The sequence below is a fragment of the Methanobrevibacter sp. genome (genome assembly GCF_045116495.1).
Classification (GTDB): domain Archaea; phylum Methanobacteriota; class Methanobacteria; order Methanobacteriales; family Methanobacteriaceae; genus Methanocatella.
On record NZ_JBGULU010000075.1, the window covers coordinates 1 to 25,328 of the forward strand.

A 25,328-nucleotide genomic window follows, 5' to 3' on the forward strand; every position below is an offset into this window, starting at 1 on the left:
CCATATGAAATCAAGGCTCTTGCAGATAATTTTGAAGGCGTTGGAAAGTCTGGCGATTTTGATGTGAACTGGTCAGATTTGATGAAATACAAAAGAAAAAGAATCGCAGGAATGTCAATATTCCTGGACGGCAAATTCGATGAATATGACCTTGATGTGGCACACGGAAAGGGAGTCATCGTTGATGAACATACAGTACAGGTAGCCAACAAGAAATTCACAACTGACAAAATCGTAATATGCACAGGTCTCAAGCCAGTTATTCCGGAAATCAAAGGAAAGGAATACCTGCATGACAGTACAGACTTTTTGGATATAGATGAGCTTCCAAAGCATGCAATCATTATTGGTGCAGGATTTGTCGGAATGGAATTTGCATCAATACTGGCTGAAGCAGGCCACAAGGCGAATGTAATTATTCGCGGAAACATGGCCCTGAAATACTTCCACCAGCCATATGTACAGAAGGTCATTGAAATTCTAAAGGAAAAGGGAATCCGTTTCCATTTTAACCAAACAGTAACAGAAGTAATAAGTAACATTGAAATCGACAATCCTGAAGCTAAAGTTTTAAATGTGGCCTCTGCTCAAAATGCGGATGAATTTTTAAGAGATCCGGAAGCAAAAATTGACAACAGAGCATATGAAAATGGATTTACAGTAAATCTGGATAATGGTGAAAGCCTCACAGGGGACTATGTAATTGCCGCAATGGGAAGAACAGCCAATGTGGAAGACATAGGCCTTGAAAACGTCGGTTTGACCTATACCAACAAGGGAATCAAGGTCAACGGACACCTTCAAACTGAAGTGCCTAACATTTATGCCTGCGGTGATGTTGCAGACACAGGCATTGCAAAGCTAGTTACCGTTGCAATTCATCAATCCAAATATCTTGCAAAAGAGCTATTGGGCGAAGCTGATGAGATAACCTATCCTGTTGTGCCTGCAGTAGCATATACAATACCAAGGATAGCTACCGTGGGGGTACCTGCTTATATTGCAGAGCAAAGCGATGAATTTGAGGTTCATCAAATCAATTATGGAAGGGCATATTCCCTTGAGCTTAAAAATGATTTGACAGCTGAAGCTAAAGTCATTGTTGATAAGGACCTCCAGATTGTTGGTGCCGAAATATATGCTGCCGAGGCGGAAAACGTAGCAAACATGTTTACATTCATCATTAACAAGAAGATAACCTTGGAGGAACTTGATTATATGATATACGCATTCCCTTCAAGCAGCTCAGTATGTTTATATAAACTGCACAATATCCACTATAAATTCTAAAACATAGATTCTTTTCTATGTTTTTAACTTTTTAGGAAATTATCATGTTTAAAAAGGACCATATTCTTATTTTAATATTAATAATTATTATTTTAGCCATATCAATAGCTATAATCAGCATGTCTCATGTAGACAATACAGTTTCACCTAAAAACACATCATCAACAACAGAAATAATAGCGAATGATACTGTTGGAACTGTAAAAGTCATCAAAAATATTGGAAATCCAAATTCCAAAAAAATAGCTTATGTGGTTGGTGTTCACCCATTGGAAAATGAAACTCATAAGACATTGCTTAAACTGCTTCCGGCATTGACTGATTTAAACTATTGCTATGACATATACGTCATCAATGTAACCAAAGATATAGGTCATTATGGTGACGGCTATTCAGACAACAGTCCAGGAAGGCAGAACGGTCAGAATCTTGCCTATAAATATGTATATCCTCAAATCGCTGAAGGCGATTATGAACTGGCAGTTGACATTCATTCAAATGTAGGTGCATATGAATATAAGACATTTGTTTTCAGTCCGGTTAAGGAATCATTAAGCGGAGAATATGCAAAGAAAATTGCAGACAGCAGTGAAAATATTTCATATTATGTTCCGGATTCAACAACAAGCGGACCATTTTTAACAGTACCATTAAATGAAAATGGAGTACCTGCATTTTACTTTGAAGAATATAGCTTTGCACCACAAGGCGAAAAAGACTCACACATGCTTGAATTAATACATGCAATTGACAATCTGGAATTAAAATAGAGTGATATTATGAAAGCACATTATGAATGCGGAGCCTGCATTTTAAGGCAGGTCAAGGAGGTCATAGACCTTTCAACTGAGGATGAAAGCTTGAAATTTGAACTGATGCAGAACTGCATCATGATTATGGCCGAAAACTTCGAAAACTCACAGCCGAATGAACTGGCAACTCTAGTAAACCAGTACATCAAGCAGAAAACAAAATGTGAGGATGCCTATTTTAGACAAAAGGAGATAAGCAGCACAATTGCTTTGTCCATATTGCCAAACGTCAAAGAGATTATAAAAACAGATGACAGTTTGGAAACCTATGTTAAAGCAGCCATTGTTGGAAACATCATGGATTTTGGAGCTTTTGATGTAAATACTGATTTTAGAGCATTAATTATTGATAACTTGGGCAAAAATCTAAGCATTAATGACATTGGCGAGTTTGAAAGGGCATTGAATGACCATGATGATGTCCTCTATATTGTTGACAATGCCGGAGAGATTGTTTTTGACAGGCTGCTGATTGAAAAAATCAGACAATATGATGTTAATGTCACTGTTGCAGTAATCAGTTCTCCGATTGTCAATGATGCTGGAGTAAAGGAAGCCATCGATGCAGGTTTGGATGAATTGGCAGAAATTGTCACTGTCGGCAGTGACATGGGAGGAATCGTGGAGGAAATGTTTTCAGATGAGTTTAGAGAAATCTTTGATGAAAGCGATTTTATCATATCAAAGGGAATGGCAAACTATGAAGGATTAAGCGAGATGAATCTTAAAAACAGAGATGTTTTTGCATTGCTTTGCAGCAAATGCAGTCCCATTTCCAGAAATTTAGGTGTAGACATTAGTTCATTTGTGTTTAAAAAATTGTAATTACGACATATTTTAATACAAAATATATCATTAAATATTAATAATTGTACGGTCATAAATTATATTGGGTGTAAAAATTGTATTCTGACAATTTATTTTTATTATTTTTAGTCATAGTGGAAGTAATCATTTTCCTAATTTTAATGGTTGTATTTAAATGGGTTTATAATAAGCTTAAAAAAAATACTCCCAGAATATTTAACATCCATGAATATTTCCCTGAAGATGAAATACATACGTTGATACAGGTATTTTATCTGATAATGATGGGACTGTTCTTTGTAAATATATTATATGGTCTGATTTTTGTAGAAAAAGAACTGGTCTATTTCTGTATATTTGATATTCTCCTTTCATTGTATCTGGCATCGGAATTGGATAAAAGCACACTCAAAAATAAGATTTTAGTGCTTCTGATAATTCCATTCGGATCTTTAACTTATTTGATTTTTGGAAATCCTCTTTCAGGAGTACTTGATTTTATTCATCTTCCGGTATTTGCTTACTTTATAAAAGTATACTATGACAAATTCAGGGAATATACCTCTGCAAACGGTTTGGGAATAGCTATACTATTATTATTTGTAATAATTTTCTTCAGCTTTTTGTTTACCCAATTTACTGAAAGTGTCAATCCGCTTGATTCACTTGTAATGGTTTCAAATGCATTTACAAGTAACGGATATGCTGTTTTAGGCCACAGTATTCCAGGTAAAATCAATTCAGTTGTTTTAGTTTGGAGCGGATATATATTATCAGGTGTCGGTACTGCGACATTGACTGCAGGAATTCTAATCAGGCACTTCAACTCCAGATTTGAAGAATTGGAAGAGCTTATAAAAAAGAACAATGAAGAATAGTTTCGTTTTGTAAAATTTTCAAAACTTTATTCTTTTTTTATAATTAATGAAAAAATATATTCATACTATTTCACCATATATATTATCAACCAACTTATAAAAAATTATATTTTACCTAATGAAGTTCAAATTAGGTGGATTTGTATGGATAGAAACACGAAGATAATTTGCATAATTTTTGTAGTTATAATATTGGGTCTTGCAATTTATACATTCGCTCCAATACATAGAAGTTACAGTATTGAAAATGCATCTTATGACCTTACGGTACATGATTACGGTAAATTGCATGTGGATGAGGTATATGACTATTCATTCAAGGGGGAATATAACGGAACTTACAGAAACATTCCATTGAAGTTTGGTGAAAACATTTCCCGTCTAAAGGTCAGTGCAGAAGGCGCCTATCCTGTTGTGGAGCAAAGCGATACAAGTGGTGAAAAGAATTTAAAAATCTATCTGTATATGGATAGTAAGCATACACAAAAGGTAAAGGACTGTGATGTCCGCATTAAAATCAGCTATGATATGGATAATGTCGTCAGGTTATATAGGGATATTGGTACGCTCCAGTATAAGCTATGGGATAAGCAATGGGATGTTGGAGTAAAAAACCTCTATGTTACTGTCCATCTTCCGGGCGATAAGAACAATACTTTTTATTTGGATCCAGAAAAATTCACCAGAACAAGCTCTCTTGAGGCAGATACAATTACCGCCAAGGCAACAGATATTCCTAAAGGAGAGATTTACGAACTGCTTGTACTGATGCCTAGAGATGATTTTTATCCTCATGCACTATGGGCACAGCATATTGACGCAAACGGAAAGGATGAAATCATCAGCAATCATAATAAAAGCATTTCAAGTCTGAACTTCTGGGATATGATGCTTAATATTTATGTAATTATTGCACTGGCAGGTCCCGCTATATTAATCGGCACCTACATAATATGTGGAAGAGAGCCTAAAGTTGATTATGATGGAATCTATGAAAGGGAAATTCCGTCAGACAATCCTCCGGAGGCAGTCAATGCACTGTTTGCACAGACATCTGAAATCGGAACGCCTGATATGCAGGGTTTTGAAGCATCGATATTAAACATCATTGACAAAAAAGTCATTGATATCAAAGCTCAGGACAATGAGGATTTGTTTTTAATTTTCAAAGAGGATAGGAAACATGAATTGTCTTCAAGTGAGCAGAAAGTATTCGATGCGCTTTCAGCTTTTGCAGCAGATAATGTTTTAAACTTATCCACATTGCGCAAACGGTTAACCAACCAATCCAATGCCAAATCGTTCATGAAAAAGTTTAATGATTGGAAAAAACAGGTTGAAGAGGAAAACCGGGAAAATGTGAAAAGATACTTCAACACCAAAGGTTCAAAAATTACAGGATGGGTTGGTTCAGTAGGATTCTTTTTAGCCCTTATAATGTTCTTTTCTGCAGCGCTGTTTCCTACATATAATATGAGAGTATGGGCAATGAGAATAGCTGTGGTTGTGGGCATTATCGGAATTGTCAATTTTTTCCTTCCAGCAGATTATGTTGGACAATGGACTCCCGAAGGAAGGGTTCTTCATCTAAAATGGAAAAACTTCAAAAATTTTCTCCAGGACAACAGTCTGATAGAGCAGCATCCTCCGGAATCAATTGTCATCTGGAAAAAGTATTTGATTTATGGTGCCGCTTTGGGAGTTGCAGATAATGTCTATAAGTCAATGAAACTTCAAGTGCCAAATATAAATGAATATAATGATAATATATTTCTGTATCATTCATTTAACGGATTTTCCATGATGCATTCTGCAGTAAAAGCAGGTCAATACTCCTCAAATCCTTCATCAAGTGGTGGTGGTTCAGGTGGCTTCGGAGGAGGTTCCGGAGGCGGTGGCGGTGGAGCATTCTAGTTCCACCATAATTTTTCAGTATTTTTTCCACTGGTAAGCTATTCGTGGTGTTCCATCAGCAACGTATATTCTTCCGCATTTAACGAAGCCGTTTTTTTCAATTAGTTTCTGCATAATCAGATTGCTATTGTGTGTGTCTATTCTGATGTTGTCTGACAAATCCTTGCAGTAGTCGATAGCGCTTTTGAAAATGCCATTAGCTTTACCGTCACTTGCAATCCTGTGTATGGTCACATATGCATCATCATTAAGCCATTTTCCATTTTCGATATATTCATAAGTTGGCTCATCGCCATTAAAAAGAGCAAAAACTCCATGAGGTGTGTCATCCTCACAGATTACATGGCAAACTCCATTAGCTATGTCATCTTTAATGAGTTCGCTACTTGGATATGAATGGCTCCACTGGTTCGGATTTCCGTTTTCGATCATGAAATCCTGTGCAATACTGTAGATGTTCATGATTGCATCCAAATCGTCCTTTTCAGCTTTTCTGATATGCACACGAACACCTTAAATTTTGGATAATTTTAAATTACTTCAAATCCCAAGAGTTTTATTTTGTTTGAAAGCAGTTTAGGGTCGGGATCTATTTTTTCGGATAATTTTGTTGTTATGTATTTTTTATTATCATCTGCAAAAACAGTAGCTATCTTTAAGTCGTCACTGTCCATCAGTACGCTGGCAAGGAAGTTTGCACCACTTGAAATTCCTATTCCAAGTCCCAATTCCTTAGCTATTCTTTTGGACATGTTGATTGCATCACAGTCATGAATTAAAACAATATCATCAATCAAATCTTGATTTACAATTCCCGGAATAAAGTCATCGCCAATTCCTTCTATCATATGACTTCCTTCTTCCATTCCCATTTTAAGGATTGATAATGTGGACGGTTCAAGAGCGAATATTTTGGAATCCGGATTGTTGTCCTTTAACCGTTTTCCGATTCCCATAAGTGTTCCTCCGGTACCGATGCCTGAAACAAAAGCGTTTACATCCGGAACGGCATCCAATATTTCCTGACCTGTTGTTTTATATTGAGCTTCTACGTTTAATGGATTATCAAATTGGAGTGGTCTGAATGCGCCGGTTTCGAGTGCAAATTCTTCTGCAAGTTTCAATGCTCCTTTAAATCCACCTTCTTCTTTGGATACTAAATGAACATGAGCACCATACATTTCAATGATTTTTCTTCTCTCGAGGGACACCCAATCAGGCATGAAAATATGGACTTCATGGCCTAAAAGAGCACCGATTGCACTGAATGCAATGCCTGTATTTCCGCTTGTAACCTCTACAATGGACTGACCTTCGGCTAAATTACCGTTTTTCTTTTCATTTTTGAGAATATATAGTGCAATTCTATCTTTAATGCTTCCTGCATAATTGTAATATTCAAGTTTGGTGTATATGCTGCCTTGCTTTCCTTCATATTCATAATTTATTTTTATCATCGGCGTATTGCCTATTAGCTTTTCAATATTCATAACCTTCAATCCAATTCAATAATAAAAAAATCTAACATTGTTATTTATGTATTTTAAATATAAAAAACTTTATTAATGTTTTGTTATAGAGTTTGCATATTATTTTTGAGCGATGACACAAATCCAATTTGCGTCTTCACCAGTAAATGAGTCTTTTGATTCCTTTGTAAAACAAATTACATTGGAAAAGCCCGCTTTTCTTAAAGATTCATCCAATTCGTCTTCGGAATATATTTTCATATTCAGCAGTTCAATAAGTTCCTTTTGACGTTCATCATCTTCTTTCGGAAGTGCTTCATTAGCAATAAATATTATTCCGTCATCTTTCAGGACTCTTCTAACTTCCTTTAGGTCATTTACAAAATCTGGCCAGAAATAAACAGTTTCAAAACCGGTTGCAATATCAAAGGTATTGTCTTCAAACGGCAGGCTGGAAACGGAACCGTGAATGATTTCACATCTTCCCTCATCAATTGCGGCTTGATTCAATTTTGTTGATCTTTCAACTGAAAGCTCTGAATAGTCAATGCCGCAGACCATATTCTGGGTCATTTCAAGAAACCTTTTTACATTAACGCCACCGCCGCATCCGATATCCAAAATTGTGTCTTCTTTTGTGATGTCCAGATGACTTACGCTCCATCGGGCGAGGGATTCATGATTCACATTCATGTCATCCAATAGTTTATCTCCCAATTCGCCTTGGGGATTGCGCGCATTTATTAACAAATCCGGTTCTTCAATTAATTTGATATTTTTAGTCATGATAATGCCTCTGATATTATTATATTGGATAATTGATTAATAAACTGTAATGAAAATTTGGCATTTTCAAATAAAAAAGGTAATATGTTATTAAAAATAGATAATTTATTTGAGGGGAAAATATGAATATTGATTCTGAGTCATATGTGGTATTTGTAGCATTCATAACATCATTTTTTGCAGTTTTTTTATCTGCAGGAATTGTTTTGGGAGTTCCAGCAATAGCTTCTGAATTTGGAATGAATAATATCTTTCAAAACTGGATTATAACCTTGAATGCACTTGTCATTGCAATATTCACACTTCCTGCCGGTCAGATTTCAGGAAAGTATGGGGTTAAAAAGTCATTGATAATAGGCGTTACAATCTATCTGCTGTCATCAATTGGCGCATGCATGTCATTTTCAACAGAGTCATTTTTAATTTTCCGCGTATTCCAGGGCATTGGTATTGCTTTTTCCAATGTATCTGCAATGGCAATGGTTGTTCAGGCAGTAAAACCACAAAACAGAGGAAAAGCATTGGGATTTACTGTAACCGGAGTATATCTGGCCGGTTCACTTTCTCCTGTATTCTGCGGATTTTTAGTGCACAACTTCGGCTGGAGGACAATGTTTTATTTTGTAATACCATTTTTGATGCTCTGTATTGTACTCATGATATTCAAAATACCTCAGGAATGGAAAACCTATGAGGGAAGCAGAATAGATTCATTAGGTTATCTCATTTATGGAATCGGCATTACTTTATTCATTTATGGATTTACCAATTTGATGAACAGTTTTGGTGCGATTTCAATTTTCATAGGTTCTATTCTATTAATCGTTTTCGGTTATTATGAGCTTAGAATCGATAGTCCGGCATTTAATATGAATCTATTTAAAAATATGAAGTTTACTTCATCCAATGTTGCGGCTTTATGCAGTTATCTTGCAATAGCTTCAATTACAACCATTCTGAATTATCATTTTCAATATGTGAGGGGATGGAATGCGCAAATGTCTGGGTTGATATTAATCATCACTCCGATTATCATGGCATTGATAGCTCCGAATTCAGGAAAACTGTCTGATAAAATCCATCCGCAAAAGCTTGCAGCAATCGGAATGAGCATTGCAACTATAACACTTATGATATTGATATTTTTGGATGTTAACACTCCATTATATCTTATAGTAATAGCAATGATTTTACAGGGAATAGGAATGGGATTGTTTACAACACCAAATACAAATGCTATCATGAGCTCCGTTCCTCCTAATGAAACTCCTAACGCTTCTGCTGCACAGTCAGCTATGAGAACAATGGGGCAAACAATCAGTATGGGTCTTTTAACACTTGTATTTGCATGGATAATGGGAAATTTAAAGCTTTCTTCCGAATATGCAGGTTTGATTGTTCAATCTTCACAGCTGGTCTGCATAATTTGTACAATAATCTGTATCATTGCCATATTTGCCTCTTTAGTGGGTATCAAATCCAAGGATTCATTCAATATTGAAAGATAGATGCAATTTTATTGCCATGCTATTTAGGAAATATCATTTTGATATGATTGTAAAAATTAAATTTTCAATATACAATATTCACTAAATTTCATGTTATTTGATTTAAACACTAATATTTCGTGTTTTATTTATTGTTTAGATTAATTTAAGTCAAAAATTAATTCATTTTCATGTTTTAAGCCATTAAATACATAAATTCTAGCATATACATTGGATTTTTGAATAGTATTAAATAATATGAACAATATACTATTATATGTAATTAAACATGTTATTTTAAAGGAGAGTTATATGGATTATACTCAATTATTAAGAGCAATATTTTCATTTTTTATTCCAGGATTAGGTCAAATGATGAATGGAACCATAGGCAGAGGTCTTAAATTCTTATTTGGTTTTCTAATTGTATGGTTTGCTCTTCTGATTCTTCATTGGGTAGTTGTTCAGGCTGTTATATGTTTAATCATTAGGGTTTTCTGTGCATATGATGCGTATTCCTATCAGGGATATTAGACTTTAGCTTTTTGTTTTGTTAGTTAATTTTATATATAATTAAATAAATATTATACCTAACGAACGGTAGGTTGGAAATATGAATACTAAAGAAAAAATATTTGACGTATCCCTTGATCTATTTTCCAAAAAAGGATATGATTCTGTTTCACTAAGAGAAATTGCAGAAGAAGTTGGAATCAAAAAAAGCTCAATATATAGTCACTATTCATGCAAAGAAGCAATACTAATGGATATTTTCGAATACTTTACAGACCTGTTCAAATATGATGAATTGCTCAACAACAAAGACCTTAACTTAAATTCAGACAATGAAATTCTGCTTGAAAATCCTGAACTCTTCTATCACATGGGTTCTGAAGCCATAAAAGAAATGATGTCAGAAGAGAGAAACCTGAAAATCTGGAAACTGATATTTATACAGATGCACTACAACGAAAACATTAGACTTTTTTTCCAAAATGAGATACTGGTAAAACCATTGATATTCTGGAACGGATTTTTCACAATACTAAAGGAAAAAGGAATCATCAGACAGGACACAAATCCCAAGCTATTGGCAAAGGAGTACTATAGCTTTCCTATATATCTGCTCATGGAAATGTGTGCAAAATACGACGACATTCCTCAAGGATGTCTTGACAATTTCTTTTATGAAGCCGAAGAGCATGCAAAATTCCTGCTTGATTGTGTGAGGGTGAAATAATGGATTTCAATCTTCAGAATTATCTTGCAGATGGTGTTGAAGTGATATTGAAAGACGCCATGCATGCAACTTTAAAAAATCCAAAAGAAAGTTTGTTTTTGATTAGATTTTCAAAACATGCCAGAAAAGCAACAAAAATCAGAAAACGCTATGAAAAGGATGGGCAGAATATTCCTGTATTTTTAATAGCAAGCATAACAAGCAGCTGCAATCTGCATTGCACAGGGTGTTATTCACGGGCCAATAATGCATGCAGTGACGACGAACCTCAAAATCAGCTTTCAGACGATGACTGGCACAACATATTCAAACAGGCAAAGGATCTTGGAATAAGTTTTATTGTTCTTGCCGGCGGCGAACCTTTGCTCAGACAGGATGTTCTGATAAAAGCAAGTGAAATGAGTGAAATCCTGTTTCCGGTATTTACGAATGGAACACTGCTGGATGAGAAAAATCTGGAATTGTTTGATGAAAATAGAAATCTTGTGCCTATAATATCTATTGAAGGAGATCAGGATGTAACAGATTTGAGAAGAGGTGCTGGTGTGTATAATCATATAGTCAATGTAATGGAATTGATGAAAGAAAACAATATCATTTTTGGCACTTCACTTACATTTACAAAAAGAAATATATCCTCACTTGTTTCAAATGAATATATTGACAAATTACATGATTTTGGATGTAAGGTAGTATTTTTCATTGAATATGTTCCGTTAAATGAAGATACAACAGACCTTGCACCAACAGACAGTGAACGGGAATTATTATTTAATGAAATTAATCGCTTACGCAGGGAATATGATGACATGTTATTCTTATCATTTCCTGGAGATGAAAAGACTTCAGGAGGATGTCTTGCTGCTGGAAGAGGTTTTTTCCACATCAACTCCAATGGTGGAGCGGAACCCTGTCCGGCCAGTCCGTATTCAGACATCAACGTTAAGGAATCATCACTTCTTGATGCGTTAAATTCAAATCTGTTCAAATCCCTTAGAGATGGTGGCCTTTTGATGGATGACCATGAAGGTGGATGCGTTTTATTTGAACACAGAAAAGATGTTGAAAGAATATTGAAACAGTGACCAATGAGGAAATAATATTTCCTAATCTTGATGAGGGTTATCATACTATGTTAAGGATTTGGAGATGAATTTCTAGTTAATTAAAAAAGTTTTGGTTCAACAGGTCTGTTTATCACTTCATCAATGTCAATGTGGATTTCTTTCACATTTCTTTTAAAATGACCCAGATATTCGATATTTCCATTTTTGCCGGGCATTTTGGAGACATCCAAACCTATGATATTATAGCCATATTTTTTAAAGTAATCAATAATATCAACAATAACGTCCCTGTGAACCTGCTTGTCCTTAATTATTCCCTTATATTTGGTGGCCAGTTCTTTTCCGCATTCAAACTGTGGTTTTATTAAGAATACCAGTTCATAATCATGATTTTCAGTAGATATTCTGTCTATAATGTGTTTCAGTGAAATGAATGATACGTCGGATACCATAAGGTCAATGCTGTCAAATAGCTCGGATGGTGCATCTTTAAAGTTCAGCTGTTCATGCAGGTCTACCCGTTCATCATTTCTTAAACTTTCTGCCATCAAGTCTGTACCGACATCAATGGCAACTACCCTTTCGGCTCCGTGTTTTAAACAGCAGTCAGTAAATCCCCCTGTTGATGAACCAATATCCATCACATTTTTATTATTAAAATCAAGGTTGAATGAATCGATTGCTCCTTCTAGTTTCAGTCCTGCCCGGGATACATATTTTAAAGTGCTGTTGTCAATGATTTCAACTTTATCCTGTTTTTTAACATTATAACTGCATTTGGTTATAATCCGGTCATTTACTTTAACGTTACCTGATTTGATTAATTCCTTTGATTTGTTTCTGGAGCTGATAATATTTTCATTAACCAGATACTTGTCCAATCTGTCTGCCATCTAAACACCCTTATATTGGTGTATTTTTGTTTATCAATCTATTTAATTTTTTTTCAAGAGAATAATATTGAATTTAATGTACATTTATGTTCTACAAAGTTTTATATAGTACATTATATAGAATATTTATACGGTTCTTTATAAATAACAATAATAAATTATTTAGGTAGAAAAAATGAACGATACAACAAAAATTTTAACTATTCAGGACATATCCTGTTTTGGGCAGTGCTCAATAACAGTTGCACTACCTATAGTTTCCGCATTTGGAATTGAAACTGCAATTCTTCCTTCAGCAGTTTTATCCACACATACTTCAGGTTTTACTGATTTTACTGTAAGAGATTTGACCGAAGACCTTCCAGAAATCAGAAAACATTGGGAAAAAGAGGAAATTGATTTTGATGCAGTTTATACAGGATTTATAGCATCAATTGAACAATTGGATTATATAAAAGATATCATAGATTCAAGATTAAAACCTGACGGGCTTGTATTTGTAGATCCTGCTATGGCAGATCATGGTGAATTCTATAATGGATTTGACCAGGAATTTGCAGATGCAATGGGAGAACTTTGTAAATTAGGGGACTTCATCCTTCCAAATACAACTGAAGCCTGCTATATATTGCACAAACCTTGGAAAGAAGAATTTTCAAGAGAAGAAATGCTTGAAATGGCAAATGAACTTTCAGCATTTACAAAAAGATATGTCATCCTAAAAGGAGATACCAATGATGAAGGTAAACTGGGCATGATTGTTCTGGACAAACAGGAAGGCACATGTGAAATCGTATACAATGATAAAATTGATTATGTATCTCATGGAACCGGAGACGTATTTGCTTCATCCTTTGTCGGATCAACAATGGTCGGCAAATCACCTACCGCAGCGGCTAAAGTTGCAGGTGAATTTACTAAAAGGGCTATTGAAAAGACAATCGGCGATGAAAACCATAAATACGGAGTAAAATTCGAACAGGTAATTCCTGAATTATATGGTTTGCTTGAAAAATTCTGATTTGTGCTGCTTATTTGCAGTACAAATAACATTATTTTTTTTATTAATTTAATGCAATTAACACTTAATTAAAATCAATGTTTAGATAACATCTGCTTTTTATTGCATCGTTTTTTACATTAACATATGCAATACTGCATTTTAATTTTTATTTGTTTTAGGGATGTATATCAAGCAGTTTATTTTTACTTTTTTTAGCAATAAATGTAATGTTAATGGGTATTATTGGTTTGATTTCATTGTTTCCATCTGTTCGTCACGGCCTTTCAATCTTAAAGTAAATAAAAATGCGACAAATGCAACAACGGCAGCTAATATCAGGCTGATTTTATATCCCAATATGCCTGAGAATGATGCTATAATTCCTCCAATTAGAGCACCACCAATCAATTGGCCCGCACTTGATAACATGTTTACAATAGCCTGGCCGGCTCCCCTTTCCTGAGGCTTTGCTTCAGTTAAAACTATATATCTTAACGGTGCACCTATTATTGTAACCATTCCCACACCAATCAGACAGCCTGATATGATAAATAAAAAGAAGTTGTAAGGATAAACAGCAATAGCTATAAGCCCAACGGCCATTATCAAAGTTCCGATTGTCATGATTTTACGTGAACCTGTAGAGTCTAGAATTTTTCCGAGAATTGGGGCTGCAACGGCATTTGCTCCCAAAATAGGAATCAGCATTAAACTTGCAAATTGGTCGCTGAGGCCCATTGAAAGAATCACCAGAGACGGAATGAAGATTGCAGATGAGTAGATTATACCGTAACATAGTGTTTCAATGCAAGCAATACTTATCTCTTTGTTTTTAAGCATGTGAATCGGTACAATGGATTCCTCTGCTCTTTTTTCTATTTTTAAAAAGATTGGAATTAAAACAATAAACATTACTAAAAACGGAGCAACATTCACTGACAATAAACTGTTAATGAAATTGTTTGAATCGATTTGGTTTAGTCCATATGCTAAAAATGCCGCAAGAAAAGTTAGCATTATGATTCCAGGATAGTCTATTTTTAATTTTCTTTTATTTCCAAAATCAGGAAGTATTTTCCATGCAAAAAATATCAGAAATATGCTTATCGGAATATTAATGGTAAAACACCAGTTCCAGCCAAATGGTATCAAGGCAGCTCCAACAAGAGGTCCTCCAATTGCAGATATTCCAAATACGCTTCCAAGAATTCCCAAAGCTTTACCTCTTTCATCTAATGGAAATGCATCTCCTATGAATGCACCGGCTACAGGAAAAAGGCCTCCACATCCAAAACCCTGTATGATTCTTCCTAAAAAAATGGATTCAATATTGAAGGAAAATGCAATCAGACATGACCCTATTCCAAATAGGATTACGTCTAGAATGAATATCTTTTTTCTGCCGTAGAAGTCTGAAAATTTTGCCATTACAGGTGATCCAATCATGAATGTGATTACGAATAGTGTAAATATCCAGCTTGAGGTTCTGCTTGTCAGATTGAAGTTCTGTTCAATTGAAGGCAATACTGGGCCGATTATTCCGGTATCCAGTGAACCCATAAATACGCCTATTAAAAAAAGTAAAAGTATCAGATTCCTTGTTTTTGCATCTAAAGTTTTTTCCATAATACCATTTCATTATTTAATTGTCTTTAAAATATTCATTTGAAAGTTAAAAAAAATTAACATTGTCATATTTTATTATCATTTTAGTTAATATATAATTCTTTCTTAATAATTGGCTTTGTAGAAATCCTCATTTTTATTGAATTTGAGTTGATCGATAGATGTTGTAGATTGTATTTTTGAGTTTTGTTTCTTTATTTGATAATTGTAGGCTTCTGCTTCGGTTTGTTCCGTTGAATATTCTTTTTATTACACTAAATATTGATTCAACGTTGTTTCTTCTTGAATAGATTTCCTGGTTGAATTGTTTTTTACTTTTTAGCCGATAATGTCCTGTTTTTGCTCTGGTTTTTAGTGGTATTTGATCTTCTGCTTTTGCTTCTTCGTTTATGCATTTTCTGATGGGTTCTGTATCGTATGCTCTGTCTGCTAGGATGTATTTTGGTTTATATTTCTTTATATTTCTTATTGCTGCTAATGCAAAGCGTGTATCGAATCTTGGACCTCTTTGGGCTGCATAATGAAGTATTAATCTGCTGTCTACATCGATTGAAATATGGTTTTTTACGTAGCTTTTTCTTTCTTTTCGTCTGATTATTGCGTAATATTTGTCTGCGTAGTCGTTAGTGAATCCACTTCCATCTAAAGCAATTATTTCACCATTTATTTCATGATTTAATAATATTTGTTTATTTAATTCTTGCAATATTGATGTTGGAAGTCTTTGAAAGAATTTCTGGAGTGTTGTGTAGTGTGGAATCTTTTTTAAGTGTAAATATTTCTGTATGGTATCAGATAACTCCAATAAATCTGTTATTTGTCTGTATGTGCTTCGAGTATATATTTTCACTGCTAAAAGTGTGAATAATGCAGGTTGTGTGAAATCATGCTTTGAAAAATGGCTTGAATACTTATTTAACACTATTTTTGAGTATTTAAACACATATTTAATGAATTTCAACAGTTTATTTGGCTTAAGGTCCTTGTTAATTTCTTTGATTTTTTTGAGTGCAGGCTTTTCAAAACCAAAATCCGAAAGATTTAATTGCTTTGAAAACAAACAACTAATTGGAGAATAGGTATTTTCGCGTTTCATATTAATATTTATTCTCCATTTTACTATATATAATTATATATTGCTTATTTTTTCTAATCGATGTGAAATTTCAAGTGTAAATCTTAATACAGAATAATTAGACAATTTTAATAGATTATAAGTAAAAATAGAAATAAAAATAAATTTTTAAAAAATTTTTGCAAAAATCAAATAGGATTTCTACAAAGCCTAATAATTTTTAAGAAATAGATTAAATGGAATCCGGAAATTCAATTTTTCAATAATTATAAAAATTAGGATACATAAAAATAATACTGATTATGTTCGACAATAGCTTTGACGAGGAAAAATTTTCACTCAAATACTCTCAGAAGGTACCTGAAGGTTATGATGTATCCAAAATGCAGTATACCTTTGATTTCATATATCTTGTTTTTAAACGTGAAGAAAATATCGCCGAGGCCATTAAAGATGTTTCTAATGAATATGGACTGACTGAAAGTTTTTTAAGGGATTATTTGGTTGAAAATAAATATCTTTTAAATAAGTCAAATAAAGAGGATTTTCAAAAGACAATTAAACAGTACAATACCAAAAGCCTAAAAAAAATTCTTAAAAAGCATGGTCTTAAAACATCAGGCAAAAGGGAACATATAGAGCAGAGAATATTTGATAATGAATTGCTTGGAAATGATTACTATCTTTCTTCAAAATCCAGGGTATTCTATAAGAATAAAAAAAGAAGAGTGAAAATTTTCAACAGTTATCTGTCGGATTATTATTATTTTTCAGAATTCAATGATTTTTATATGGACAACTACAGGAAAAAGGAAGCCAACATTCCAATTGAATTCATAAACCAGCATATCAATAAGGCCATTGAAGAGAAAAACCATAGAAACTTCACTTATAACAATCATATTATGGCCGAACATTACTACAAAAAAGACAACTGCAGGAAAATGCTTGAACATATATTAAAGAATTACTGCATGAATCTTAATCCTATATGGAAAATTGATGATTTAAAACAGCATGCTTGCCTAAACAGTGAAACTTGTGACTGTTTGATTTACTTGCAGAAAAGATTAAGCAGAAATATTGTAATAAATACATATTATCTGGTTTGGGATTCCTTTAATTTTGACAGGATAATAGTTCCAAAATATGACGGATACAGATGTCTAAAAGACATTTTGAACCTTAAAGATTATGATAAGATCAACAGAGATTTGGATAAGCGTTTTTATGCAAATGAAAATTTAAAAATTAAGAAGATTACACAAAAAACATTATTTGACTATTAGGATTTTGATACCATGAATATATTAATATCCAATGATGATGGAGTTTTTGCACCGGGAATACTGGCTGCAAAACAGGCCGTTGAAGATTTGGCAAATGTTACTGTTGTAGCTCCTGACAAAAACAACAGCAGCGTAGGGCGCAGAATAACATTATTTAAACATCTCAAACTCGAATCATGCAAGCTTGAAGATGGAAGTATAGCTTACAGTGTTTCAGGAAGTCCTGCAGATGCAGTTATTGTAGGAGCAAACTATGTAATGGAAGAAAAACCTGATCTGGTAATAACCGGCATAAATCAGGGCGTTAACATTAGCTGTGATATAACATCATCAGGTACTGTATGTGCAGCTTTTGAAGCAGTTAGTCTGGGCATTCCGGCAATTGCAGCTTCTCTGTTTATAGATCCGAAAACATCTTTTAAACAGGATGAAAACGGTGAATGGTATGTGGATTATGATTTTACCTTGGCAAAGCAGGTTTTGCATGACCTTGTTTTAAAAATAAAAAATGAGGGATTTCCGGAGGGTGTTGACCTGTTTAACCTTAACGTACCAACCAACTATAAATCAGAAGAGGTAAAAATTACTCATCTGGCACCTCAGATGCTTTCAAAACGTGTCATTGACAATTCCAATGAGGAAAAGAAAGAAATATTTGACTATCCTTTGGATGAAAATCAGGAAAGTGATGATTTGATTATGATTACATCAGACCTTGTTAAGCAATACGATGAAGGTAGTGACGGATATGCGTTGCTTGTGGATAAATGTCCGAGTTTAACACCACTGAATGTTAATATGACCTACAAAGAATTAAAGGACTGGTAAAAATCATTAAATATTATAAAATTAAAAACATATAGGTATTTTCAATGTCAAGAAAGTTTGCAGTTATCGACACGGAAACTAATTGGAACAACGAAGTAATGTCTATTGGAGTTCTAGTTGCAAAATGCAGAAATTTTGAAAAAACAGATTCCCGTTATTACATTCTACCGCAGGAAGAAAAGGTGGGTGGGATGTATTCAAAAAGCATGAGACAAACCACTCATGAGATAATCACCGGCCACAGAACTGAAGTTATTAGTGATGTAAGGGCATTGCTTAATTCAAATGGTGTTGATGATCTGTTTGCGTACAATGCTTCCTTTGACAAGAATCATTTGCCTGAACTTTCCGATTTCTGCTGGCACGATATTATGAAAGTTGCGGCATATAAGCAGCACAATCCATGCATTCCCGACCATTTGCCCTGCTGCAAAACAGGCAGGCTAAAAAGAGGCTATGGTGTTGAACCTATGCTTCAGATGTTGGGAGTCGAGGACTACTGCGAAACACATAATGCAGTTATAGATGCAAGGGATGAACTGAAAATAATGATTAAACTGGGCTATGAAATTGACTATTATCCGGAAATTTAAATTTTCAATCTGAACAGTTTTTTTGCATTTTCTGCTGTTGTTTCAATCACTTCATATTCTTTTAAGTCCAGTTCTTCAGCTATTTTTCTTATGACATATCTGATGTTTTGTGGAGTATTCATCTCTCCTCTTTTTTCCTGAGGAGGCAAATATGGTGAATCTGTTTCTACAAGTATATCTTTGATATCGATGTTTTTTACTGTTCTTTTGGTTTTTTTGTTGTTGGTGTATGTAATAGGTCCGCCTATACCTATAAGAAAGCCCAATTTAATGAATTGCTGTGCCATTTCAGCTGATCCTTGATAGCAGTGAAGAGAACCAATTACATTATGCCGTTTCAGCACATCAAATGTGTCCTGCATTGCCTTTCTTGAGTGTACAATCACAGGCAGGTCATGCTTTTCAGCCAAATTAAGCATTTTCTCAAACAGTTCAATCTGACTGTCTTTATTATCATTTCCGTTAAAATAGTCAAGACCAATTTCACCTACTGCAACTACATTATCACTAGACAGTTGTCCGTCCAACAGAGAAATGTCTTCATCGGTTATATCATCTGCAAGAGTATAAAAATATCCCAAAGCGGCATGGGCATTATCATATTTTTCAGATAGCTTTAAAACTTCCCTGTTGCTTATTGTGTCGGTACCGTTCAATATTACATGCATATCATTTTCTGCAGCTTCTTTAATTATTTCTTCTGCATTTTCCATTTCGCTACTGTAAACATGACAATGTGTATCTATAATCATTTAAATCCTCACTTCCAATTACTTTAGCATTAAGTTTTTATTGTTTACGACTCTAATTATTATATAATAAGTTAAATTAAATTATATTTTTTGGTGAGGCAAATGGAAGAGAAGTTTTCAAGAACAGAAATGTTGATTGGAAATGACGGAATGGAAAAATTGAACGGAGCAAAAGTTGCCGTTTTTGGTCTTGGCGGTGTGGGATCATATGTCTGTGAAGGGCTTGCCAGATGCGGTGTTGGCAATTTCATTCTTGTTGACTTCGACAAGATAGATAAAAGCAACATCAACAGACAGCTGATTGCAACCGAAAAAACAATCGGAAGATACAAGGTAGATTTGATGAAGGAAAGAATCCTTGAAATCAATCCCGATGCCAATGTTGAAATTTATAAGGAATTCTACATGGCGGATTCTAAAACAGATATCATTACAGATGACGTATCATATGCTGTTGACTGTGTTGATACCATAATGGCCAAAATAGCTATAATATGCAAATGCGATGAACTTAATGTTCCTGTCATTTCTTCAATGGGAACCGGAAACAAACTGGATCCCACAATGTTTGAAGTTGCTGATATTTTTGAGACTTCCGTATGTCCGCTTGCAAGAATCATGAAAAAGGACCTTAAAAAGAGAAATATAGAAAAACTGAAAGTGGTATATTCAAAGGAACATCCGATAAACACCAATGACTGTGAAATCAATAAGGACAGAAAATTTAAAATCAAGGGCAGCGTTTCATTTGTGCCTTCTGTTGCAGGGCTTATAATTGCCGGTGAAGTTATTAAAGACATTGCCGGGGCGTGATTTACTTTTAAACTGGACTTTTAGACAGTAGATCTCCAGCTTTATCTTCTATTGCAGATTTGATATCATTTAAATCAGTGTTATTGAGATATTCATTTGCTTTTGACTGCCAATCTCCAGTCATGTTTTTCACTGTTGAAATGGTATCGTTTATATCTGGGGTGTCCGGATACACATTTTTGTACTGCACTGATTTGGCCATATGCGCCGCCATATCTTTGTCATTGCAGCAGATTATGATATTGTCATGAGTTGTTTCATTAGCTAAAGGTATGCAATAGAATTTTCCGTTATAATTTATTTTAATGATATCAAATATATGAATTTCCAATAATTCATCTGCATTTATCACATAACCTGTAAAACCGTCAATATCCTGTTTTTCTCCATTTTTTATTAAATCGTTCAGGGTATTGAAACCTAATTCAGTTACTTTGATAATATTTTTATCCTCATTGCTGTTGTAGGTAACTAATATTCCATTGTTCCAGTTCCATATTTTGGCACCCTCAACATTACCGTTGTATTTTGTTTGATTGGCAGGAACGTCTATACTAGTTCCATTTGGGGTTATATAAATTTTTTCATAGTTTACAGATGTTAGCATTACTACAATAATGCCGGCTACAATGATTAAAACTATTATGCCGATTATAATTATTTTTTTATTTTTATCCATAGATTAAACCTTCATTATTTTAGTTTCAAAACGTGAATAAAACAACTATAAATATTGATATCTATAATAAGGTTGTATTTCATGATATATAAATCAATTAAAATTAAAAAATAGAGATTCAATCATATCCCTTAATTCGTATAAAGGGAAATTTCAAGTCTTATCAAAAATTACTTGAAAATTGATGATTTTTGACAAGTTAAAGCCAGTGTAAAAAAAGTAGGAAGGAGCGTTTTTAGACGCTCATTTGTAAAATTACTATTCTAAATAAAAATTACCGCTTGCACGTTGCTCTTCATAATTTTTAGCTAGTTCATAAGCATCCGCACCATCACTTTGTCCGCCTACAACAACTCCATACTGATTATAGTAGAAGTTGTATTCAGCATCGTAATAAAGTATTTCCTCTGTGTCATTTGTATTGTTTCCAGTGGTATTATCATATTTTACAGTACTTGCGGTGGAATTGGCAGCGGTTTTTTCTGCAGTGGAGGTACCGGCTACGATTTTAATGGTTTCCTCTAATTTGCAAGGGTTGTATTTATCGCTTCCGGTATAGTTTAAAATAACCTTATGGTCTCCTTCAGCTTCGTTATATAAAACTAAATATCCCATACCATGTTCATCAGTAATGATTGTGTAATTTTCATATTCTCCATTTGCTTCAAAGCTTATGTTAATTTTTGAGAAGCAAGTGCTTTTCCGCTCGCATTTTTGAGCTGGAATTCGATGTTGTCACCATTTTTCAGGGTCTTTTCGCTTAACATTTTAATTTCTGTATTTACTTTTTCATTAGCTGCAATAACGCTTCCCGCTACAATGGCAACAATGAAAATGCTTAAGAGTATTACTAGTATTTTTTTGTTCATTATTTTTCCTCCCAAATATTATTTTATATTTTTTTTATATAAAATTTTATTATTATGTTTGCTATAAATATAATATTATGCATTATGTTAAAGCTAAGGGCATCTTCACATCAGATTATGGAATAAACATATATAGGGGTTGTACTCATGGATGCATATACTGCGACTCAAGAAGTGATGTTTATCAGTTTAACCATAAATTTGAAGATATTGAAGTAAAGGAAAATGCAGTTGAGCTTTTAAAGAAGGAATTGATTAAACGTAAACCTTTTATGGTTGTTACAGGTGCAATGACTGATCCCTATGTTCCAATTGAAAGAAGATTACAGAATGTACGTAAATGTTTGGAGGTAATCAACAGATATGGATATGGTTTTGCATGCCTTACAAAATCCGATTTGATTTTAAGGGATTTGGATTTGCTTAAAAAAAATCAATGAAAAAGCCAAAGTTGTTGTTCAGATTACATTAACAACGGCTGATGATGATTTGTGCCGAATAATAGAACCGAATGTCTGTCCAACTTCAAAACGTGTGGAAGTTCTCAAAAAACTGAATGAAAACAATATTCCTGCAGTTGTTTGGTTATCTCCGATACTACCTTATATTAATGATACTGAGAATAACATTAACTCTATTCTGGATTACTGTGTTGATACGAACGTCAGGGGTGTATTGAATTTGGATATGGGTTTGTCATTAAGAAAAGGCAATCGCGAATACTTCTATAAAAAGTTGGATGAAAATTTCCCAGGTCTTAAGGAAAAATATGTAGAGGAGTTTCAGGATCGTAATTTCATCTACAGCATAAATAATCGAAAACTAAAAGGAATCATAAAAGACAGATGCCAAAAACATGGTATGCTTTATAAACAGGAGGATATATTTGATTATATGCATGAATTTCCTTCAAAATCAGTTCAAACCAAGCTAATTTAGAATTCAAATTCCTTTTTCATGCAGATGACCACATCATCATATTTGAACTGTCCGAAATTGTCTATAAGTTCATAATTTAATTTTTCATATAATTTTATCGCAGCTCTATTGTTTTTACCGGTCACGATATATGAATATTTAAATCCTTTTTTGACTGCCAATTTTTCCAATTGTGTAATGATATTGTAGGCAATTCCTCTTTTTCTATACTCTTTTTTGACATAGACTCTTTTAAATTCAACTGAATTGTTATCAAAAACTCTATAGCTTGCACATGCAACTGCAATATCATTATCCAATGCCAAAATGACTACATGGGGATCTTTAAACTCATTATAGCTATCATATCTGGATAATTCATCTCCGATACGTTCGTAGTATCCCTTATCCAGTTCACCTACAAGGTTCAGAAATCTTTCATCCTTTTCATCTGTAAAAATAGTTTTCATTTTCTTCATCTAATATTATATTAGTTATTTTATAGTTTAAATTATTACATTAGTATGAATAATTTCTTAAAATGCGATAATTCTCTGTATTTATCTCTGTTATTATTGTTTTTTCCTTAAATGTTTTCATTTTTAAATTTTTTCTTAATTATCGAATTTTAGTGGGGTTATCGATGATATATCAAAAAATGTTATGAAGAAAAATTTATTAATCCTTATTGATAATGATATATTAGGAATTGAATTTTAAACGGAGATTTCAAAAAAAGATGAAATCGTCCGTGCGGAGGTAAAAAAATGTTTAATTTGATAATGAATATTATTAGGATATTAATAATATTTTTAATAATATATGCAGTCTTTAAAGGTTTGAAAACATTATTAAAAATAGCAATAGCAATATTTGTTATTTTTTTAATATTGGGATTATTAGGATTTTAACTGTATTGTGCAGGAATTCTCCGGCTTCTTTAAGTGGGATAGATTTGCGCTTTAGCGGGGCATTGAATTAGATTTTTCAAGGCAAAAATCATCAAATGCTCCTAAAAAACTCTTTTTATTATAATAAGAAATATTAATTTTAAACATTTAGGTTAGATTATTTTTTCATTGGCATTAACGTTTCACCATTTCAAAAGCTATTTTCTGTTGGGAACGATTTTATATTTTCAAATCAATTTTGCAGTTTAAAATGGTTTAATTTAAATGTGGCATTTTTCCCATGAACCGATTTTCAATAGTGTTATATTGTTATTAGCAGGATAATATGTTATATTATTTATATTATCAAAAACATAATAAAATTAATGAAAACTGATAGGATATTGTGGGTTGACTGGCTTAAATTCTTGGCTATTTTTGGTATTGTAGGCATACATGTTTCATCGTCACTGCTCACTCCTGACTATCTTTTTTCAATTCAGTGGTATCAGGGAGTCGTTGCCGCATCACTGTTTCGTTTTGGAATAATACTGTTTCTTATGGCTTCCGGATTTCTGATTTTAAGAAAAAAACAATCGATTCAGGATATTCCGCGCCGTGTCAAGCGGGTGCTGGTGCCTTTCGTATTCTGGCTTATTCTGTATGCAATTCTCAAGGCAGTTTTCACACATGAACTGGGGCCAAGCTGGGCATTCGGTGATTTGATAGATTTTATTATTAGAGGTTTTTTGGATCCGACAATAATTTCAGTCCAGTTCTGGTATGTCTATATGATTTTGGGATTATATATCCTCTCTCCAATCATTAGCGGATGGATTCAAAACGCTCCTATCGAAGAGATAAAGTATTATATTTGGATTTGGATTATAATAAGTATTCTACAATTTTTTGATGTTCATTCGATATTGTTTGACTATTTAAGGTATTTCACAGGAGCCATAGGCTACTTTATACTTGGTTATTATCTGGCAATTCAGAAGGATGAACTGTTTAAGAACAGGACTTTCGGAGCGATACTGTTCATTTTAGGCTCAGCAATAACGATTATCGGAACAATTGGCCTTTCCTTTGTAACCCATGGCCAGTCACTGTCATTCATTAAGCTCGGCGATTTGACACCTGGAGCTTTCCTTCAGGGAATCGGATTGTTCATAATAGTATTCAACACAGATTTCACTAAAGCGGATGGAAGGATAAATGAAATAGTTGTTAAGATAAGTAAAATGAGCTATGGAATCTACCTTTCAAATGTTCTGGTTATCAATTTCCTCGAAAAATTCAATCTTATGTATTTGAATGGAATTACATTGATTGAAATTTTCATTTATA

28 protein-coding genes are annotated in these 25,328 nt (G+C 33.7%); 17 read left to right on the forward strand and 11 right to left on the reverse strand.

From position 1 onward, the window contains the following. The 5 genes from ACJMLH_RS03445 to ACJMLH_RS03465 form a co-directional block, all read left to right on the forward strand. The coding region (locus ACJMLH_RS03445) for an FAD-dependent oxidoreductase (RefSeq protein WP_405274749.1) at window positions 1-1,290 on the forward strand (1,290 nt) is incomplete at its 5' end. 44 nt (window positions 1,291-1,334) lie between these two features. Further along, the gene (locus tag ACJMLH_RS03450) at window positions 1,335-2,060 is read left to right on the forward strand and encodes a hypothetical protein (protein ID WP_405274751.1); all 726 of its coding nucleotides are present in this window, start codon (window positions 1,335-1,337) and stop codon (window positions 2,058-2,060) included. Between the two features lie 9 nt (window positions 2,061-2,069). Then, the gene (locus ACJMLH_RS03455; RefSeq protein WP_405274753.1) at window positions 2,070-2,927 is read left to right on the forward strand and encodes a damage-control phosphatase ARMT1 family protein; all 858 of its coding nucleotides are present in this window, start codon (window positions 2,070-2,072) and stop codon (window positions 2,925-2,927) included. A gap of 77 nt (window positions 2,928-3,004) precedes the next feature. Then, window positions 3,005-3,787: a hypothetical protein gene (locus ACJMLH_RS03460; protein ID WP_405274755.1), complete on the forward strand. Its 783-nt coding sequence runs from the start codon at window positions 3,005-3,007 to the stop codon at window positions 3,785-3,787. Window positions 3,788-3,931: 144 nt separating this feature from the next. Further along, window positions 3,932-5,701, forward strand: coding sequence for a DUF2207 domain-containing protein (locus tag ACJMLH_RS03465; protein ID WP_405274757.1), 1,770 nt, complete (start codon window positions 3,932-3,934; stop codon window positions 5,699-5,701). Window positions 5,702-5,716: 15 nt separating this feature from the next. On the opposite strand, the gene ACJMLH_RS03470 is transcribed toward ACJMLH_RS03465, so the two are convergent. From ACJMLH_RS03470 to ACJMLH_RS03480, 3 genes are all read right to left on the reverse strand, one after another. Beyond that, entirely contained in the window at window positions 5,717-6,205 is a 489-nt protein-coding gene (locus tag ACJMLH_RS03470) for a hypothetical protein (protein ID WP_405274759.1), read from the reverse strand. A 26-nt stretch (window positions 6,206-6,231) separates the two neighbouring features. Continuing rightward, a complete protein-coding gene (locus tag ACJMLH_RS03475; RefSeq protein ID WP_405274761.1) occupies window positions 6,232-7,191 on the reverse strand; it encodes a PLP-dependent cysteine synthase family protein in 960 nt (319 codons plus the stop codon). Between the two features lie 99 nt (window positions 7,192-7,290). After that, window positions 7,291-7,956 carry a class I SAM-dependent methyltransferase gene (locus ACJMLH_RS03480; RefSeq protein ID WP_405274763.1) on the reverse strand — a complete coding sequence of 222 codons (666 nt, stop codon included), beginning with the start codon at window positions 7,954-7,956 and terminating at the stop codon, window positions 7,291-7,293. A gap of 122 nt (window positions 7,957-8,078) precedes the next feature. Between ACJMLH_RS03480 and ACJMLH_RS03485 the strand changes: the two genes are divergently transcribed. From ACJMLH_RS03485 to ACJMLH_RS03500, 4 genes are all read left to right on the forward strand, one after another. Continuing rightward, a complete protein-coding gene (locus ACJMLH_RS03485) occupies window positions 8,079-9,464 on the forward strand; it encodes an MFS transporter (protein WP_405274765.1) in 1,386 nt (461 codons plus the stop codon). A 291-nt stretch (window positions 9,465-9,755) separates the two neighbouring features. After that, window positions 9,756-9,977 carry a hypothetical protein gene (locus ACJMLH_RS03490; RefSeq protein WP_405274767.1) on the forward strand — a complete coding sequence of 74 codons (222 nt, stop codon included), beginning with the start codon at window positions 9,756-9,758 and terminating at the stop codon, window positions 9,975-9,977. A 79-nt stretch (window positions 9,978-10,056) separates the two neighbouring features. Then, window positions 10,057-10,683, forward strand: a complete 627-nt coding sequence (locus ACJMLH_RS03495; RefSeq protein ID WP_405274769.1) for a TetR/AcrR family transcriptional regulator — start codon at window positions 10,057-10,059, stop codon at window positions 10,681-10,683. Continuing rightward, entirely contained in the window at window positions 10,683-11,768 is a 1,086-nt protein-coding gene (locus tag ACJMLH_RS03500; protein ID WP_405274771.1) for a radical SAM protein, read from the forward strand. The genes ACJMLH_RS03495 and ACJMLH_RS03500 overlap by 1 nt, the downstream gene beginning before the upstream one ends. 80 nt (window positions 11,769-11,848) lie before the next feature. Here ACJMLH_RS03500 and ACJMLH_RS03505 read toward each other — a convergent pair whose 3' ends face one another. Then, complete coding sequence (locus ACJMLH_RS03505; RefSeq protein ID WP_405274773.1) at window positions 11,849-12,643, reverse strand: TlyA family RNA methyltransferase; 795 nt, start codon at window positions 12,641-12,643, stop codon at window positions 11,849-11,851. 175 nt (window positions 12,644-12,818) lie between these two features. Here ACJMLH_RS03505 and ACJMLH_RS03510 point away from each other — a divergent pair, with 175 nt between their 5' ends. Next, a complete protein-coding gene (locus ACJMLH_RS03510) occupies window positions 12,819-13,664 on the forward strand; it encodes a pyridoxamine kinase (protein ID WP_405274775.1) in 846 nt (281 codons plus the stop codon). Between the two features lie 222 nt (window positions 13,665-13,886). Here ACJMLH_RS03510 and ACJMLH_RS03515 read toward each other — a convergent pair whose 3' ends face one another. Beyond that, complete coding sequence (locus tag ACJMLH_RS03515; protein ID WP_405274777.1) at window positions 13,887-15,272, reverse strand: MFS transporter; 1,386 nt, start codon at window positions 15,270-15,272, stop codon at window positions 13,887-13,889. Window positions 15,273-15,408: 136 nt separating this feature from the next. Then, complete coding sequence (locus tag ACJMLH_RS03520) at window positions 15,409-16,368, reverse strand: IS5 family transposase (RefSeq protein ID WP_405274779.1); 960 nt, start codon at window positions 16,366-16,368, stop codon at window positions 15,409-15,411. A 281-nt stretch (window positions 16,369-16,649) separates the two neighbouring features. Between ACJMLH_RS03520 and ACJMLH_RS03525 the strand changes: the two genes are divergently transcribed. Genes ACJMLH_RS03525 through ACJMLH_RS03535 form a run of 3 tightly spaced genes read left to right on the forward strand, consistent with a single transcriptional unit; the run spans window position 16,650 to window position 19,057 of the window. Next, window positions 16,650-17,636 carry an SAP domain-containing protein gene (locus ACJMLH_RS03525; protein WP_405274781.1) on the forward strand — a complete coding sequence of 329 codons (987 nt, stop codon included), beginning with the start codon at window positions 16,650-16,652 and terminating at the stop codon, window positions 17,634-17,636. 12 nt (window positions 17,637-17,648) lie between these two features. Next, on the forward strand, window positions 17,649-18,464 hold the full coding sequence (surE, locus tag ACJMLH_RS03530; protein WP_405274783.1) for a 5'/3'-nucleotidase SurE: 816 nt from the start codon (window positions 17,649-17,651) through the stop codon (window positions 18,462-18,464). Window positions 18,465-18,508: 44 nt separating this feature from the next. Then, window positions 18,509-19,057 (forward strand): hypothetical protein, encoded by a 549-nt coding sequence (locus tag ACJMLH_RS03535; protein WP_405274784.1) that lies wholly within the window; start codon window positions 18,509-18,511, stop codon window positions 19,055-19,057. Here ACJMLH_RS03535 and ACJMLH_RS03540 read toward each other — a convergent pair. Then, window positions 19,054-19,809: a TatD family hydrolase gene (locus ACJMLH_RS03540; RefSeq protein WP_405274785.1), complete on the reverse strand. Its 756-nt coding sequence runs from the start codon at window positions 19,807-19,809 to the stop codon at window positions 19,054-19,056. The genes ACJMLH_RS03535 and ACJMLH_RS03540 overlap by 4 nt on opposite strands. A 102-nt stretch (window positions 19,810-19,911) precedes the next feature. Between ACJMLH_RS03540 and ACJMLH_RS03545 the strand changes: the two genes are divergently transcribed. Then, window positions 19,912-20,622, forward strand: coding sequence for a ThiF family adenylyltransferase (locus ACJMLH_RS03545; protein ID WP_405274787.1), 711 nt, complete (start codon window positions 19,912-19,914; stop codon window positions 20,620-20,622). Between the two features lie 7 nt (window positions 20,623-20,629). On the opposite strand, the gene ACJMLH_RS03550 is transcribed toward ACJMLH_RS03545, so the two are convergent. From ACJMLH_RS03550 to ACJMLH_RS03560, 3 genes are all read right to left on the reverse strand, one after another. Next, on the reverse strand, window positions 20,630-21,301 hold the full coding sequence (locus tag ACJMLH_RS03550) for a hypothetical protein (RefSeq protein ID WP_405274789.1): 672 nt from the start codon (window positions 21,299-21,301) through the stop codon (window positions 20,630-20,632). Window positions 21,302-21,559: 258 nt separating this feature from the next. Beyond that, window positions 21,560-21,916: a hypothetical protein gene (locus tag ACJMLH_RS03555; protein ID WP_405274791.1), complete on the reverse strand. Its 357-nt coding sequence runs from the start codon at window positions 21,914-21,916 to the stop codon at window positions 21,560-21,562. A 56-nt stretch (window positions 21,917-21,972) separates the two neighbouring features. Then, the gene (locus ACJMLH_RS03560; RefSeq protein ID WP_405274793.1) at window positions 21,973-22,170 is read right to left on the reverse strand and encodes a hypothetical protein; all 198 of its coding nucleotides are present in this window, start codon (window positions 22,168-22,170) and stop codon (window positions 21,973-21,975) included. 77 nt (window positions 22,171-22,247) lie between these two features. Here ACJMLH_RS03560 and ACJMLH_RS03565 point away from each other — a divergent pair, with 77 nt between their 5' ends. Continuing rightward, window positions 22,248-22,610, forward strand: a complete 363-nt coding sequence (locus ACJMLH_RS03565; RefSeq protein WP_405274794.1) for a radical SAM protein — start codon at window positions 22,248-22,250, stop codon at window positions 22,608-22,610. Between the two features lie 49 nt (window positions 22,611-22,659). Next, window positions 22,660-23,109: a hypothetical protein gene (locus tag ACJMLH_RS03570; protein WP_405274797.1), complete on the forward strand. Its 450-nt coding sequence runs from the start codon at window positions 22,660-22,662 to the stop codon at window positions 23,107-23,109. On the opposite strand, the gene ACJMLH_RS03575 is transcribed toward ACJMLH_RS03570, so the two are convergent. After that, window positions 23,106-23,558 carry a GNAT family N-acetyltransferase gene (locus ACJMLH_RS03575; protein WP_405274799.1) on the reverse strand — a complete coding sequence of 151 codons (453 nt, stop codon included), beginning with the start codon at window positions 23,556-23,558 and terminating at the stop codon, window positions 23,106-23,108. The genes ACJMLH_RS03570 and ACJMLH_RS03575 overlap by 4 nt on opposite strands. 806 nt (window positions 23,559-24,364) lie before the next feature. Here ACJMLH_RS03575 and ACJMLH_RS03580 point away from each other — a divergent pair. Beyond that, on the forward strand, window positions 24,365-25,328 hold a 964-nt coding region (locus ACJMLH_RS03580; protein ID WP_405274801.1), incomplete at its 3' end, for an acyltransferase.

What these genes read in the sequence shown, in the direction of transcription:
- ACJMLH_RS03450 (WP_405274751.1), top strand. Translation starts at nt 1,335, where the DNA reads ATGTTTAAAAAGGACCATATTCTTATTTTAATATTAATAATTATTATT.
- ACJMLH_RS03455 (WP_405274753.1), top strand. Translation starts at nt 2,070, where the DNA reads ATGAAAGCACATTATGAATGCGGAGCCTGCATTTTAAGGCAGGTCAAG.
- ACJMLH_RS03465 (WP_405274757.1), top strand. Translation starts at nt 3,932, where the DNA reads ATGGATAGAAACACGAAGATAATTTGCATAATTTTTGTAGTTATAATA.
- ACJMLH_RS03475 (WP_405274761.1), bottom strand. Translation starts at nt 7,191, where the DNA reads ATGAATATTGAAAAGCTAATAGGCAATACGCCGATGATAAAAATAAAT.
- ACJMLH_RS03480 (WP_405274763.1), bottom strand. Translation starts at nt 7,956, where the DNA reads ATGACTAAAAATATCAAATTAATTGAAGAACCGGATTTGTTAATAAAT.
- ACJMLH_RS03485 (WP_405274765.1), top strand. Translation starts at nt 8,079, where the DNA reads ATGAATATTGATTCTGAGTCATATGTGGTATTTGTAGCATTCATAACA.
- ACJMLH_RS03490 (WP_405274767.1), top strand. Translation starts at nt 9,756, where the DNA reads ATGGATTATACTCAATTATTAAGAGCAATATTTTCATTTTTTATTCCA.
- ACJMLH_RS03495 (WP_405274769.1), top strand. Translation starts at nt 10,057, where the DNA reads ATGAATACTAAAGAAAAAATATTTGACGTATCCCTTGATCTATTTTCC.
- ACJMLH_RS03500 (WP_405274771.1), top strand. Translation starts at nt 10,683, where the DNA reads ATGGATTTCAATCTTCAGAATTATCTTGCAGATGGTGTTGAAGTGATA.
- ACJMLH_RS03505 (WP_405274773.1), bottom strand. Translation starts at nt 12,643, where the DNA reads ATGGCAGACAGATTGGACAAGTATCTGGTTAATGAAAATATTATCAGC.
- ACJMLH_RS03510 (WP_405274775.1), top strand. Translation starts at nt 12,819, where the DNA reads ATGAACGATACAACAAAAATTTTAACTATTCAGGACATATCCTGTTTT.
- ACJMLH_RS03515 (WP_405274777.1), bottom strand. Translation starts at nt 15,272, where the DNA reads ATGGAAAAAACTTTAGATGCAAAAACAAGGAATCTGATACTTTTACTT.
- ACJMLH_RS03520 (WP_405274779.1), bottom strand. Translation starts at nt 16,368, where the DNA reads ATGAAACGCGAAAATACCTATTCTCCAATTAGTTGTTTGTTTTCAAAG.
- ACJMLH_RS03525 (WP_405274781.1), top strand. Translation starts at nt 16,650, where the DNA reads ATGTTCGACAATAGCTTTGACGAGGAAAAATTTTCACTCAAATACTCT.
- surE (WP_405274783.1), top strand. Translation starts at nt 17,649, where the DNA reads ATGAATATATTAATATCCAATGATGATGGAGTTTTTGCACCGGGAATA.
- ACJMLH_RS03535 (WP_405274784.1), top strand. Translation starts at nt 18,509, where the DNA reads ATGTCAAGAAAGTTTGCAGTTATCGACACGGAAACTAATTGGAACAAC.
- ACJMLH_RS03540 (WP_405274785.1), bottom strand. Translation starts at nt 19,809, where the DNA reads ATGATTATAGATACACATTGTCATGTTTACAGTAGCGAAATGGAAAAT.
- ACJMLH_RS03545 (WP_405274787.1), top strand. Translation starts at nt 19,912, where the DNA reads ATGGAAGAGAAGTTTTCAAGAACAGAAATGTTGATTGGAAATGACGGA.
- ACJMLH_RS03550 (WP_405274789.1), bottom strand. Translation starts at nt 21,301, where the DNA reads ATGGATAAAAATAAAAAAATAATTATAATCGGCATAATAGTTTTAATC.
- ACJMLH_RS03555 (WP_405274791.1), bottom strand. Translation starts at nt 21,916, where the DNA reads ATGGGATATTTAGTTTTATATAACGAAGCTGAAGGAGACCATAAGGTT.
- ACJMLH_RS03560 (WP_405274793.1), bottom strand. Translation starts at nt 22,170, where the DNA reads ATGAACAAAAAAATACTAGTAATACTCTTAAGCATTTTCATTGTTGCC.
- ACJMLH_RS03565 (WP_405274794.1), top strand. Translation starts at nt 22,248, where the DNA reads ATGCATTATGTTAAAGCTAAGGGCATCTTCACATCAGATTATGGAATA.
- ACJMLH_RS03575 (WP_405274799.1), bottom strand. Translation starts at nt 23,558, where the DNA reads ATGAAAACTATTTTTACAGATGAAAAGGATGAAAGATTTCTGAACCTT.